Raw genomic sequence first — 13,047 nt, 5'->3', positions numbered from 1 at the left:
GGTATGTGGCGGTCGGCGTGCGCGGGCGTTTGCGTGAGCAGCGGTTCGCCGCCGAGATGCCGCTGGCGGCGGTGCAGCGGCGTGTTGCACCGGAAGCCCTGCGCGACGTGGTTTCGTCACGGGATTTACCCGCGCTGCACGCGCTTGCTCAATTGCGTTCGGTGCTGGTGCACGAGGCATGGGGCGTCAGCGGTAGCGCAGGCTTTGAATTGGCCACCGGCATCGAAGCACTGCATGCCCAGAGTGATCTGGATTTGATCCTGCGTACGCCCAAGCGCCTTGAACGCGCCGCTGCCGAGGACCTGCTGGCGAGCCTGGACACGACGGTGTGCCCTGTGGACCTGCAACTGCAAACCCCGTTTGGCGCCGTCGCCTTGCGCGAATGGGCCAGCGGCTCACGCCGTGTGCTGCTGAAAACCACCAGCGGCGCGCATCTTGTGCTCGACCCTTGGCAGGCCGTGGCATGAGCAGCCTGCTGGTGTTTCCAGGGCAGGGCGCTCAGCGACCAGGCATGCTGAAGTCGTTGCCCGAACCTGTGCTGGCAGAAGCCAGCGATGCCCTGGGCGAAGACGTGCGCGTGCTCGATTCCGCGCAAGCCCTGGCCAGTACCCGCGCCGTGCAACTGTGCCTGTTGATCGCCGGCGTCGCCCACGCCCGCCTGTTGGAGCGCACCCCGGATTACGTGGCGGGCCTGTCCATCGGCGCCTACCCGGCTGCGGTCATCGCCGGGGCCCTGGATTTTGCCGATGCGGTAAAGCTTGTGAGCCTGCGCGGCCAACTGATGCAAAACGCTTATCCACACGGCTACGGCATGACCGCGATCATCGGCGTGGAGTTATCCACCGTCGAAACACTCCTCGCCGACATCCACAGCCCTGAAACCCCGGTGTACCTGGCCAATATCAACGCCGATAACCAAAGCGTGATCGCCGGCAGCGACGAGGCCATGAAGCGTGTTGCCGCGCGCATCAAGGGCAACGGCATCGCCAAACGCCTGGCCGTCAGTGTGCCGTCCCATTGCGCGCTGCTGGCGCAATCGGCCCAGGCCCTGGCCCAGGCATTTGTCCCGCTCAAGGCGCCGCGCATCACCTACCTGAGCAGCACCCGCGCGCGGCCGATCCACAATCCCGAACACCTGCGCGACGACCTGGCCTTCAACATGTGCCGCGTCGTTGACTGGCGCGGCACCGTACAAAGCGCCTACGAGCGCGGTGTGCGCCTGCAAATCGAACTGCCCCCGGGCGCCGTGCTCACCGGCCTGTCACGCCGCGTGTTCGAACAAGGCACCGTGATCGCCTGCGAAGGCGCACGCCTGGATACCTTGCAGGCCCTGCTGGAAGAGGAGGAGCGCCGCCACCGATAAAGCACCACCCAAGGCTGTCGAAGCACAAAAACAACAATTTCGATCGAGCACTTCGAGGACAACAACAATGATTATTTACGGTGTGGCATTGCTGGCGATCTGCACGCTTGCAGGTGTGATCATGGGCGACATGCTCGGCGTGTTGCTGGGCGTCAAATCCAACGTGGGCGGGGTGGGTATCGCCATGATCCTGCTGATCTGCGCTCGCCTGTGGATGCAAAAACGCGGCGGCATGACCAAGGAGTGCGAGATGGGCGTGGGCTTTTGGGGCGCCATGTATATCCCCGTGGTGGTGGCGATGGCCGCGCAGCAGAACGTCGTAACCGCCCTGCACGGCGGCCCGGTCGCGGTGCTGGCGGCGATTGGTTCGGTGGTGGTCTGTGGTTGCACCATTGCGTTGATCAGCCGTACTCACAAGGGCGAGCCTCTGCCCGCCGAAGAGCCGCTGATCGTGCCTGCGGGAGGTCGCTGATATGTGGGATCTCATCGAAAAAGGTTTGGAGCATAACGGCCTGATCACCGCGTTTGCGTTTGTTGGCGTGGTGATGTGGATTTCCGTGGTGCTGTCCAAGCGCCTCACGTTCGGGCGCATCCACGGCTCGGCGATTGCCATCGTCATCGGCCTGGTCCTGGCCTGGGTCGGCGGCACCCTTACCGGCGGGCAAAAAGGCTTGGCCGACCTGGCACTGTTCTCTGGTATTGGCCTGATGGGCGGCGCGATGCTGCGCGACTTCGCCATCGTTGCCACGGCGTTCGAGGTGCAGGCCACCGAGGCGCGCAAGGCCGGGATGATCGGTGTGATTGCGCTGCTGCTGGGCACGATCCTGCCGTTTATCGTCGGCGCCAGCATGGCCTGGGTGTTTGGCTATCGCGACGCGATCAGCATGACCACCATCGGCGCGGGTGCCGTGACCTACATCGTCGGCCCGGTGACCGGTGCGGCGATTGGCGCGACTTCGGATGTGATGGCACTGTCGATTGCGACCGGGTTGATCAAGGCGATCCTGGTGATGGTCGGCACACCGGTGGCGGCGCGTTGGATGGGCTTGGACAACCCGCGTTCGGCCATGGTGTTCGGTGGCCTGGCCGGCACCGTGAGCGGCGTGACGGCAGGGCTGGCGGCGACGGATCGGCGCTTGGTGCCGTATGGCGCGTTGACGGCGACGTTCCATACCGGGCTTGGGTGTTTGCTGGGGCCTTCGTTGCTGTACTTCATTGTGCGTGGGTTGGTGGGCTGACCTTGAGGGTTGCGGAGTGTCAGGCTGTTCCCTGCCGATTGGCATACATCCGACACTCCGCCAACAACGCGAGTAAATTCGGATCACGCTCCTTGGCCTTCAGGAACACCACCCCGATATGCTGCTGCAACCGATACCTGGGTTGCAGCGGTATCAGCTTCACGCGGTTCTCGTACACCGCCGCGATCCTTCCTGGCAGCAACGCATAACCCACCCCCGAACTGACCATGCTCAGCAGTGTGAAGATGTCATTGACCTGCATCGCCACCTTCGGCTCGAACCCCGCCTGCTTGAACACCCGGTTGCCATCCTGATGAGTGGCGAAGCCTTGGGTGAGGGTGATGAAGGTGGCGTCGCGCACGTCGGCCAGGTCGATTTCCTGGGCGCGGTCGAAGGGTGAGTCGGCCGGGGTGGCGAGGAAGATGTCGTCGCAGAACAGCTCGATCTGTTCGCAGTCGGGGTCGTTGGCGTGTTCGTCGAGGGAGATGAGGATTGCGTCGACTTCCATATTCTTGAGCTTGTACAGCAGGTCGAAATTGGAGCCGAGGATCAGGTCGATATTGAGTTCGCTGCGCCTGATCTTCAGGCCCATGATCAGTTGCGGCACGGTCTTGACCGTCAGCGAATACAGCGAGCCGAGCTTGAAGCGTTCGGCGGAGAAACCGGCGGCTTCGCGGGTCAGGCGTACGCTGTCGACCACATCGGCGATGAGTTTTTGTGCGCGTTCTTCCAGCACGTAGGCGCTTTCCAGCGGGGTGAGGTTGCGGCCCTCGTGTTTGAACAGCGGGCAGCGCAAGGCATTTTCCAGCGAGTGGATGGCGCGGTGCACGCTGACATTGCTGGTTTGCAGCTCGGCGGCGGCGCGGGCCAGGTTGCCGGTGCGCATGAATGCCAGGAAGATTTCCAGTTTCTTGAGGGTGAATTCTTCGTCGATCAGCATGGCCGTGGGCTCTTGTTCGAATGCGTCCGATTGTGCCCGCAAAACCCGGCGGCGTCCTCGGAACGTCACAAGTCGCTTGCACTCTTACGCGCAAGGCTGGACGCTTGCCAGCCAGTTCCAGCGGCTACAGGAGGTCAGTGACAGATGTATCACGGGGAACGATTCAACGCCTGGAGCCATTTGCTCGGTGCGGTCGCGGCGTGTATTGGCGCCGTGTGGATGTTGGTGGTGGCGAGCCTGGACGGCAGCCCCTGGAAAATCGTCAGCGTGGCGATTTATGGCTTTACGCTGATGGTGCTGTACAGCGCGTCGACCGTGTACCACAGCGTGCAGGGGCGGCGAAAAGAGATCATGCAGAAGGTCGATCACTTTTCGATCTACTTGCTGATCGCCGGCAGCTACACGCCGTTTTGCCTGGTGACGTTGAGAGGCCCGTGGGGCTGGACGCTGTTCGGCATCGTGTGGGGGCTGGCGGTGATCGGCATCCTGCAGGAGATCAAGCCGCGTTCCGAGGCGCGCATCCTGTCCATCGTGATCTACGCGGTGATGGGCTGGATCGTGCTGGTGGCGGTCAAGCCGCTGATCGCCGCGCTGGGCACCGCCGGGTTTATCTGGCTGGCGGCGGGCGGGGTGCTGTACACCGTCGGCATCATCTTCTTTGCCCTGGAGGATCGCCTGCGGCATTCCCATGGGATCTGGCATTTGTTTGTGATCGGCGGCAGCCTGCTGCATTTCGTGGCGATCATGCACTACGTGTTATAGGCGCTCCAGCAGCTCCTGAGCCCGGTTGCCGAGGATCTGTAGCAGGTTGGCCAGCATATGCGGCGGTGGTTCATTGGCACGGGTCAAGGCGTAGAGGGTGATCGGCAGCGGCGGTGTAAGTGTGCGGATGCAGGTGGTCGCCGTCGATGCGCCGAGGGCGGTAAAGGGGTCGATGACCGTCAAGCCGGCGCCGGACTCCACCATCGCCCGTGCCAGGGAATAGGTTTGCACCGAGATCGTCACCCGAGGCGGCGGGTCGACGCTCTCCAGGTAGTTGTCGAGCTTCGCCGCCAGCGGGTCGGCGCTGGACAGGCCAATCAGCGGTGCTCCCGCCAGGTCTGCCAGGGGCAGGGCTTGATGCAGCTCAGCGTCCGGCCAGTAGTTTTTCGACGCCAGGGCCACCAACACACCGTTGGCCAGCACTTGTGTGGTCAACCCGGGATGGCCGGAGAAGCTGAGGGTCAGTGCCAGGTCGATCTCGCGCATCAACAGTTTTTGCACCAGCTCGCGGCTATGGTCGCTGGACAGTTCGCAGGCGATGTCCGGGTAGTCGCGCTTCCATTCCAGAATCGCCGGGGGCAGCAGCGACAGCGCCAATGCCGGGATTGCACCAATCCGCACACTTTGCCCCGGGGCGCGGCGCAGGCTCTTGGCCAGGCGCCGCACGCCTTGCAGGCTCGCGGTGACTTTTTCGACTTCGCTTTCCAGCGCCAGGGCTTCGGGCGTGGGCTGCAATTTGCCGCGTACCCGCAAAAACAGCGGGAAACCCAATTGTAACTCGGCATGTTGCAACACCTTGGTCACCGCCGGTTGGGAGACATGCAGCAACTGCGCGGCGGCGCTGATGGAGCCGGTCTGGCGGATGGCCTGGAAGATTTCGATATGACGCAAGCGCATGGCAGGTCCATAACCTTTGTTTATAGGTGCCCCATCTTTATTCATTGTCGGCGGCCTGTCACCTGCACCTACCCTGGGGCTTTCTTGGATCAAGGGCTGGGGGTGTTGAATGGCCAGGCAGGTTTGCATCATTGGCGGTGGCGTTATCGGCCTGGCGAGTGCCTACGCGTTGGTACGTGCAGGTCATGAAGTGACGGTGATCGACGCGCGTGACACCGTGGGCAGCGAAACCAGCTTCGCCAATGGCGGGCAATTGTCCTACCGCTACGTCGCACCGCTGGCGGATGCGGGAGTGCCGCTACAGGCGATTGGCTGGTTGCTGCGCGGTGACTCGCCACTGAAGCTGCGCCCACGCCTGGACCCCCGACAATGGCGCTGGATGGCTGCGTTCATCGGCGCTTGCCGTGGCTCGGTGAACAAGCGCAACGCCGCCCACTTGCTGCGCCTGGCGAGCCTGAGCCAAAACACCTTGCAGCAATGGCGCGTCGACGATCGCCTGGACACGTTCAACTGGCGGCGTAACGGCAAGCTGGTGACCTTTCGCAATGCCGACACCTTTGAGCGTGCGCGCAGCAAGGTCACCGATATCCTGCAACAACAGGTGCTGTCGGCGCTGGATTGTGCGCGGCTGGAGCCGGCGCTGGCGCAGGTGGCGGGTGAGTTTGTCGGTGGTATCTATACGCCCAATGAAGAAGTGGCGGACTGTCATGCCTTCTGCCAACAGCTGGCGGCACGCCTTGAAGCGTCGGGGCGCTGCACCTTTCTGCTGGGGCGCAAGGTCACCAGGATTCGCCATGCCGACGGCGCGGTACAGGCCATCGAGCTGGGCGGCGAAGTGATGCCGGTGGAACACCTGGTGCTGGCGGCCGGTCATCGCGCCGCCGAGTTGGCATTGCCCGGCGTGTCACTGCCACTGTATCCACTCAAGGGCTATAGCCTCAGCGTACCGATTGGCGCACAGCACCAGGCGCCGAATGTGAGCATCACCGACTACGACCGCAAGATGGTCTACGCGCGTATCGGCGAACAGCTGCGGGTGGCGGCCATGGTGGATATCGTCGGCTTTGACGCCAGCCTTGAGCCCAAGCGCCTGGCGCTGATGAAACGCCAGGCGGTCGAGACATTTCCTACGGCTGGCGACTATGCCAATGCCGTGGAATGGGCCGGTATGCGTCCCGCCACCCCGACCGGTGTGCCGCTGATTGGCCCCAGCGTGTATCGCAACCTGTGGCTGAACCTGGGCCACGGCGCCCTCGGCTTTACCCTGGCGTGCGGCAGCGGCCAATTGCTGGCCGAGCTGATCGGCCACCACCTACCTTCCATAGATATGCAGGGCCTGGCGCCCCGCGCCGCGTGAGGATTGACCCATGACCATCAACCGAATCAGCAGCAACGACCGACTGTCCGGCGCCGTCACGTTCAAGGATCTGGTATTCCTTTCGGGCCAGGTGCCCGGCGAAGGCCTGGATGTGGCGACGCAGACCCGCGAAGTGCTGGCCAGGATCGATGCGCTGCTGGCCCAGGCCGGCAGTGACAAGGATCATTTGCTCAATGCGACCATTTACTTGAAAGACATCGGCAGCGGTTTCGCGCCGATGAATGATGTATGGGCCGCCTGGCTATCGCCCGGGATGGCGCCGACGCGCACCACCCTGCAGGCGGAGCTGGCGAGGCCGAGCGTGCTGGTGGAAATCAGCGTGATTGCGGTACGAAAATAACGTCAAAGACCAACGGAGAATAACAATGAAAAAAATCCTGTTGACCGGCTGCACCCTGGGCCTTTTGCTGGGAGTACACGCCCATGCCAACCAGGCGCCGCTGGACGGTACGCTGGGCAAGATCGCCAGTACCAAGTCCATCACCCTGGGTTATCGCGATGCGTCGGTGCCGTTTTCCTACGTGGGGGATCACAGCGGCAAGCCGATGGGCTATTCGGTGGACCTGGCCAGTAAGATCGTCGAGCGTATCCAGCAGAAAACCGGGGTGGCCGACCTTAAGGTGAAGTACAACCTGGTGACCTCTCAAACGCGGATTCCGCTGGTGCAGAACGGCACCGTCGACCTGGAATGCGGCTCCACTGGCGTCACGGCCGAGCGGCAGAAGCAGGTGGCATTTTCCTACGGGTTTATTTACGTGAAAGGCCAGTTGTTGACGGCTAAGGACAGCGGCATCAAGGGCTTCGCCGACCTGGGGGGCAAGAACGTGGTGACTACCGCCGGCACCACCAACGAGCGTTTTCTAAAGAGCTACAACGCCGAGCACAAGAGCAATATGTTCGTGATCAGCGCCAAGGACCACGGCGAGGCGTTCAAGATGCTCGAGACGGGCCGAGCGGCCGCGTTCTATATGGACGATGCATTGCTCTACGGCGAACGTGCCAAGGCCAAGGACCCACACAACTGGGTGGTGGTGGGCGAGGAGCAGTCGCGGGAGATCTACAGCTGCATGGTGCGCAAGGATGATCCGCAGTTTCTCGCGGTGGTCAACGAGACCCTCGGCGACCTGTACCGTTCGGGGGAGATCAACGGGATTTACCAGCGCTGGTTTGAACAGCCGATTCCGCCCAAGGGCTTGAACCTGGAATTCCCGATGACCAGTGAGTTGAAGGCGATCATTGCCAAGCCGATCAGCGATCCGGTGGAGTAAGAAGGGGTAACCCCATCCAAATGTGGGAGGGTTTGCAAAGTGGGTTAGAAGTCGCCCCACAGCTGCTGGGCTACCGCCAATGCCACCACCGGCGCAGTCTCGGTGCGCAACACACGCGGGCCGAGGCGGGCGGCGTGGAAGCCGGCGCCTTGGGCCACTTCGACTTCCCCATCCGTCAATCCACCCTCGGGCCCGATCAGGAACGCCAGGCTCGCAGGTTTGGCATGGCTGACCAGCGGCTCGGCCACCGGGTGCAGCACCAGTTTCAGGTCCGCCTCGACCTGCTTCAACCAGTCTGCCAGCAGCAACGGCGGATGAATCACCGGTACCGTCGAACGTCCGCACTGCTCGCACGCGCTGATCGCCACCTGGCGCCAGTGCAGCAGGCGTTTGTCGGCGCGTTCGTCCTTCAGGCGCACTTCGCAGCGGTCGCTGAAGATCGGCGTGATGGCGTTGACGCCCAGCTCGGTGGCTTTCTGGATCGCCCAGTCCATGCGTTCGCCCCGGGACAGGCCCTGGCCGAGGTGGATGTGCAGCGGCGATTCGGCCTGGCCGGCGAAGCTTTCGGTCAGTTGCACAGTGACGCGTTTTTTCCCGACTTCCAGCAGGCTGCCCAGGAACTCCTGGCCGGAGCCGTCGAACAATTGCACGGCGTCACCTTCGCCCATGCGCAGCACGCGGCTGATGTAGTGCGCCTGGGCTTCGGGCAGTTCGTGATCGCCGAGGCTCAGCGGGGTGTCGGTGAAAAAGCGGGACAGTCTCATTTTGGTTCTCTGGAAAAAGGTGTAGGTGTGCCGGCAATCAACCCGGATCGCGGAAACCAGGGTGGAAATCCTTCGGCACCGCCACGCTGACTTTGCTGTTGGTGGCGATGTCGATGCCTTCGCTGGCGACTTCGGCGAGGAAGTCGATCTGCTCCGGTGTAATCACATAGGGCGGCAGGAAATACACCACGCTGCCCAACGGCCGCAACAACGCGCCGCGTTCCAGGGCGTGTTCGAACACCTTGAGACCACGGCGCTCCTGCCACGGGTAAGCGGTCTTGGTGGCCTTGTCCTGGACCATCTCGATGGCCAGCACCATGCCGGTCTGGCGTACTTCCGAGACATGCGGATGGTCGACCAGGTGCGCCGTTGCGGTGGCCATGCGCTGGGCCAGGGCCTTGTTGTTTTCGATGACGTTGTCTTCTTCGAAAATATCCAGGGTCGCCAGGGCCGCCGCGCACGCCAGCGGGTTGCCGGTGTAGCTGTGGGAGTGCAGGAAGGCGCGCAGGGTCGGGTAGTCGTCGTAGAACGCGTCATAGACGTCATCGGTGGTGACCACGGCGGCCAACGGCAGGTAGCCGCCCGTCAGGGCCTTGGACAAGCACAGGAAGTCCGGGCGGATGCCGGCCTGTTCACAGGCGAACAGGGTCCCGGTGCGGCCGAAGCCCACGGCGATTTCATCGTGGATCAGGTGCACGCCATAGCGGTCGCAGGCCTCGCGCAGCAGCTTGAGGTACACCGGGTGGTACATGCGCATGCCGCCGGCGCCCTGGATCAGCGGTTCGACGATCACGGCGGCGACGCTGTCGTGGTGCTCGGCCAGGGTCTGTTCCATGGCCAGGAACATCGTGCGCGAGTGTTCTTCCCAGCTCATGCCCTCGGGGCGCAGGTAACAATCCGGGCTCGGCACCTTGATAGTGTCCAGCAGCAGCGCCTTGTAGGTCTCGGTAAACAGCGGCACGTCGCCCACCGACATCGCGGCGATGGTTTCGCCGTGGTAGCTGTTGGTGAGGGTGACGAAGCGTTTTTTGTCCGGCAGGCCACGGTTGAGCCAATAGTGGAAGCTCATCTTCAGCGCGACTTCGATGCACGACGAACCGTTATCGGCATAGAAGCAGCGGGTCAGGCCCTCGGGGGTCATCTTGACCAGGCGCTCGGACAGCTCGATCACCGGCTGGTGGCTGAAACCGGCGAGGATCACGTGTTCCAGCTGGTCGACCTGGTCCTTGATGCGCTGGTTGATGCGCGGGTTGGCGTGGCCGAACACGTTGACCCACCAGGAGCTGACGGCGTCGAGGTAGCGCTTGCCTTCGAAGTCTTCCAGCCAGACGCCTTCACCGCGTTTGATCGGGATCAGCGGCAGTTGCTGGTGGTCTTTCATCTGGGTGCAGGGATGCCACAGCACCGCGAGGTCGCGTTGCATCCACTGGTTGTTCAAGCCCATCGGTGATCTCCTCGAAGCGGTCCTGCGAGCGGCGCAGGTGAAACAATCGCGCAAGCCTATGCAATGGTGGCCCCGGTCACAAGCCATTGTGGGGAATTCGGAGTAAACGTAGGACGGACTGTCACGTTTCTTAGGAATAGTCCTTAATCCTTGGTTAACTTATTGTGCATACGCTCTAGATCGTATTTCTCGATATTTCAAAGCAAAATTTTCCGCTTTAATTCGATAGGTAAATCGCTAGTCTTGGGCGCAGCTCTTACGGGATTAAGTACATGCAGCTACGTAACTCACCGGCCCGTTATGGCTGGGTCAGTATGGTTTTGCACTGGGGCGTGGCCCTGGTGGTGTTCGGCCTGTTCGCCCTGGGCTTGTGGATGGTGGGCCTGGACTACTACAGCGCCTGGCGCAAGGAAGCACCGGACCTGCACAAGAGCATCGGCATCACGCTGTTCGCCATCATGCTGGTGCGTATTGTCTGGCGCCTGATCAGCCCACCGCCTCCGCCGCTGGCCAGTTACAGTCGCTTGACCCGTATCGGTGCCGCGTTCGGCCACGCGTTCCTTTATCTCGGGCTGTTTGCCGTGATGATCGCCGGTTACCTGATTTCCACCGCAGACGGTGTCGGTATCCCGGTGTTTGGCCTGTTTGAAATTCCTGCCGTGGTTTCCGGTCTACCGGACCAGGCAGACACCGCTGGCGTGGTGCACCTGTACCTCGCCTGGGTGTTGGTAGTCTTCGCCGGCTTGCACGGCGTGGCTGCGTTGAAACACCACTTTATCGATCGTGATGCGACCCTCTCGCGAATGCTGGGGCGCAAAGCCTGATGTTCAACCTCGACTCACAAGGAATAGAAAGCATGTTGAAAAAGACCCTCGCCGCTCTGGCAATCGGTACAGCGCTGCTGTCTGCAGGTCAGGTGATGGCTGCCGACTACAAGATCGACAAGGAAGGCCAGCACGCCTTCATCGACTGGAAAATCAGCCACCTGGGCTACAGCTACATCCACGGTACCTTCAAGGACTGGGATGGTACGTTCAGCTGGGATGCCGCCAAGCCTGAAGCCAGCAAAATCGCGGTCGACGTGAAAACCGCCAGCCTGTGGTCCAACCACGCCGAACGTGACAAGCACATCGCCAGCAAGGACTTCCTGGATGTCGGCAAGTTCGCCGATGCCAAGTTTGTCTCCACTGCGGTTAAATCCACCGGCGAGAAAACCGCTGATGTGACCGGCGACCTGACCTTCCACGGCGTGACCAAGCCTGTGACCTTCAAGGCCACGTTCAACGGTGAAGGCAAGGATCCATGGGGCGGCGAACGTGCCGGCTTCAACGCCAAGACCACGCTGAACCTGAACGACTTCGGCATCAAGGGCCCAGGCCCGACTTCCCAGACTGTCGACCTGGACATCTCGCTGGAAGGCGTCAAGCAGAAGTAATTTCTGTCCGCACACAAAAAACCGGATCTCAGCATCCGGTTTTTTTGTGCCTGCGTTTATTTCCTGTAGTGAGCGAGCTTGCTCGCGCTGGGGCGCGAAGCGGCCCTAATCAGATACACCATGATTCTTCTGGCAGAACACGGTGACAGGTGTTGGGACTGCTCCGCAGCCCAGCGCGAGCAAGCTCGCTCACCACAGCAAGCTCGCTCATATCAGGGAACGTGTGGGGAGGAGATAAAAAACGGTTCATCACGGAATCCCGGGAAACACAGAAACAAGAACGCCGATTTGATTGATGATGTTCGTGCGAGCAAACACATCTAAAAAACCGGCGTTCTTATGCGTGATATTAATACTTTCCTTCCTTTTTGGGAGGGCTTTTCTGTCGTCACGATCAAGCCCGATGGTGACGCTCTAAAGATCGATCTGATTCCCCACGCCACCCGATTCCCTTCCTGCGGCGGCTGCCAAAAACCTTGTTCAACCACTCATGAGTATTGCGAGCGAACCGTTCGTGATCTGCCCATTCTCGGTCGCGCGGTGAGCCTCAGCATTTTGCTCAGGCGTGTTGGCTGCCGCGACTGTGGAAAACGCATGGAGGCCGTCAGTTGGCTGGATCGCTATGCCCGCATGACGCGCCGCTTGGCCGAGGCGGTCATTCAGGCCTGCGAGCGCCTTCCCACCTTGCACGTGGCCCAGATGTTTGGACTGCATTGGGACACTGTTCGGTTGCTGGAGCGTCGAGCCTTGCAGGCGGTGTTGAGTGAGTTGCCGAAGGCGCAACCACGACGCCTGATCATGGACGAGTTCGCGTTATTCAAAGGTCATCGTTACGCCAGCGTTGTGCTGGATGCCGATACACGACGAGTGCTGTGGATCGGTGAAGGCCGTAGCCGAGCGGCAGTCAGGCCGTTCTTCGAGGAACTGGGGCCGGAGGGCTGCGCTCGAATCGAAGCGGTGGCGATGGACATGAATACTGCTTTTGATCTGGAGGTTCGCCAGCATTGCCCGAAAGCGCGAGTGGTCTACGACCTTTTCCATGTGGTGGCCAAATATGGCCGAGAGGTGATTGATCGGGTCCGCGTCGACGAAGCTAATCGGCTGCGTCATAACAAGCCGGCTCGCAAGGTCATCAAGCAGGCACGATGGCTGTTGCTGCGTAACCCACAGAACCTGAAAACGCCGGAACAACAGGTCCATTTGCAGGATTTATTGGAGGCCAACCAATCGCTGATGACAGTTTATTTGATGAAGGCTGAACTCAAAACGCTCTGGACACCGAGCACTGCCTGGACCTGGAGATCGGCCTGGAAGCAATGGCTGCGCCATGCATATGAAAGCGAAATACCGGCTCTGATCCAGTTTGCCAAACGGCTAAAGGGTTATTGGCGGGGCATCGTCAGTCGGGTTCGCTGGCCGATGCACACCGGTCAGTTGGAAGGAATAAACAATCGAATAAAGGTCATCAAACGGATGGCGTACGGTTACCGGGATAGCGAATTCTTCTTCATGAAGATCAAGAGCGTCTTTCCCGGTAATCCGTGATGAACCAAAAAAA

Annotated in this window: 15 protein-coding genes; 11 read left to right on the top strand and 4 right to left on the bottom strand. The window is 61.3% G+C overall.

Annotated elements, in window-relative coordinates; genetic code table 11:
• The 4 genes from BFP99_RS18075 to madM all read left to right on the top strand — a co-directional run.
• Nucleotides 1–467 (top strand): malonate decarboxylase holo-ACP synthase (locus BFP99_RS18075; protein ID WP_065947842.1); only part of this gene is annotated, 467 nt, incomplete at its 5' end.
• Complete coding sequence (gene mdcH, locus BFP99_RS18070; protein WP_065947841.1) at nt 464–1,363, top strand: malonate decarboxylase subunit epsilon; 900 nt, start codon at nt 464–466, stop codon at nt 1,361–1,363. The genes BFP99_RS18075 and mdcH, both read left to right, overlap by 4 nt.
• A gap of 67 nt (nt 1,364–1,430) precedes the next feature.
• Entirely contained in the window at nt 1,431–1,835 is a 405-nt protein-coding gene (gene madL / locus BFP99_RS18065) for a malonate transporter subunit MadL (RefSeq protein ID WP_027606068.1), read from the top strand.
• Between the two features lies 1 nt (nt 1,836).
• Nucleotides 1,837–2,601 carry a malonate transporter subunit MadM gene (gene madM, locus BFP99_RS18060; RefSeq protein ID WP_027606067.1) on the top strand — a complete coding sequence of 255 codons (765 nt, stop codon included), beginning with the start codon at nt 1,837–1,839 and terminating at the stop codon, nt 2,599–2,601.
• 19 nt (nt 2,602–2,620) lie between these two features.
• Here the strand turns inward: madM and BFP99_RS18055 are convergent, their stop codons facing one another.
• Nucleotides 2,621–3,541, bottom strand: coding sequence for a LysR family transcriptional regulator (locus tag BFP99_RS18055; RefSeq protein ID WP_065923829.1), 921 nt, complete (start codon nt 3,539–3,541; stop codon nt 2,621–2,623).
• A gap of 144 nt (nt 3,542–3,685) precedes the next feature.
• On the opposite strand from BFP99_RS18055, the gene BFP99_RS18050 reads away from it, so the two are divergent.
• The gene (locus tag BFP99_RS18050) at nt 3,686–4,303 is read left to right on the top strand and encodes a PAQR family membrane homeostasis protein TrhA (protein WP_027606065.1); all 618 of its coding nucleotides are present in this window, start codon (nt 3,686–3,688) and stop codon (nt 4,301–4,303) included.
• On the opposite strand, the gene BFP99_RS18045 is transcribed toward BFP99_RS18050, so the two are convergent.
• The gene (locus tag BFP99_RS18045; protein WP_065947840.1) at nt 4,298–5,200 is read right to left on the bottom strand and encodes a LysR family transcriptional regulator; all 903 of its coding nucleotides are present in this window, start codon (nt 5,198–5,200) and stop codon (nt 4,298–4,300) included. The genes BFP99_RS18050 and BFP99_RS18045 overlap by 6 nt on opposite strands.
• A gap of 109 nt (nt 5,201–5,309) precedes the next feature.
• On the opposite strand from BFP99_RS18045, the gene BFP99_RS18040 reads away from it, so the two are divergent.
• Genes BFP99_RS18040 through BFP99_RS18030 form a run of 3 tightly spaced genes read left to right on the top strand, consistent with a single transcriptional unit; the run spans nt 5,310 to nt 7,846 of the window.
• On the top strand, nt 5,310–6,557 hold the full coding sequence (locus BFP99_RS18040; protein WP_065947839.1) for a D-amino acid dehydrogenase: 1,248 nt from the start codon (nt 5,310–5,312) through the stop codon (nt 6,555–6,557).
• Nucleotides 6,558–6,567: 10 nt separating this feature from the next.
• Complete coding sequence (locus tag BFP99_RS18035; protein WP_065947838.1) at nt 6,568–6,918, top strand: RidA family protein; 351 nt, start codon at nt 6,568–6,570, stop codon at nt 6,916–6,918.
• A 25-nt stretch (nt 6,919–6,943) separates the two neighbouring features.
• The gene (locus BFP99_RS18030; protein ID WP_065947837.1) at nt 6,944–7,846 is read left to right on the top strand and encodes a transporter substrate-binding domain-containing protein; all 903 of its coding nucleotides are present in this window, start codon (nt 6,944–6,946) and stop codon (nt 7,844–7,846) included.
• A gap of 44 nt (nt 7,847–7,890) precedes the next feature.
• Here BFP99_RS18030 and BFP99_RS18025 read toward each other — a convergent pair whose 3' ends face one another.
• The gene (locus tag BFP99_RS18025) at nt 7,891–8,610 is read right to left on the bottom strand and encodes a 16S rRNA (uracil(1498)-N(3))-methyltransferase (RefSeq protein WP_065923824.1); all 720 of its coding nucleotides are present in this window, start codon (nt 8,608–8,610) and stop codon (nt 7,891–7,893) included.
• A 37-nt stretch (nt 8,611–8,647) separates the two neighbouring features.
• The gene (locus BFP99_RS18020; protein ID WP_065947836.1) at nt 8,648–10,054 is read right to left on the bottom strand and encodes an adenosylmethionine--8-amino-7-oxononanoate transaminase; all 1,407 of its coding nucleotides are present in this window, start codon (nt 10,052–10,054) and stop codon (nt 8,648–8,650) included.
• 272 nt (nt 10,055–10,326) lie between these two features.
• Here BFP99_RS18020 and BFP99_RS18015 point away from each other — a divergent pair, with 272 nt between their 5' ends.
• From BFP99_RS18015 to BFP99_RS18005, 3 genes are all read left to right on the top strand, one after another.
• Nucleotides 10,327–10,878 (top strand): cytochrome b, encoded by a 552-nt coding sequence (locus BFP99_RS18015; protein ID WP_065923822.1) that lies wholly within the window; start codon nt 10,327–10,329, stop codon nt 10,876–10,878.
• A 32-nt stretch (nt 10,879–10,910) separates the two neighbouring features.
• On the top strand, nt 10,911–11,489 hold the full coding sequence (locus tag BFP99_RS18010; protein WP_027606057.1) for a YceI family protein: 579 nt from the start codon (nt 10,911–10,913) through the stop codon (nt 11,487–11,489).
• Nucleotides 11,490–11,828: 339 nt separating this feature from the next.
• Nucleotides 11,829–13,034 (top strand): ISL3 family transposase, encoded by a 1,206-nt coding sequence (locus tag BFP99_RS18005; protein WP_065947083.1) that lies wholly within the window; start codon nt 11,829–11,831, stop codon nt 13,032–13,034.
• The last annotated feature ends 13 nt before the right edge of the window (nt 13,035–13,047 follow it).

The organism is Pseudomonas sp. 1 R 17 (assembly GCF_900067035.1).
Lineage (GTDB): Bacteria > Pseudomonadota > Gammaproteobacteria > Pseudomonadales > Pseudomonadaceae > Aquipseudomonas > Aquipseudomonas marginalis.
Note: the sequence above shows the minus strand (reverse complement) of the source record. Positions and strands in the feature narration are given on the sequence as shown.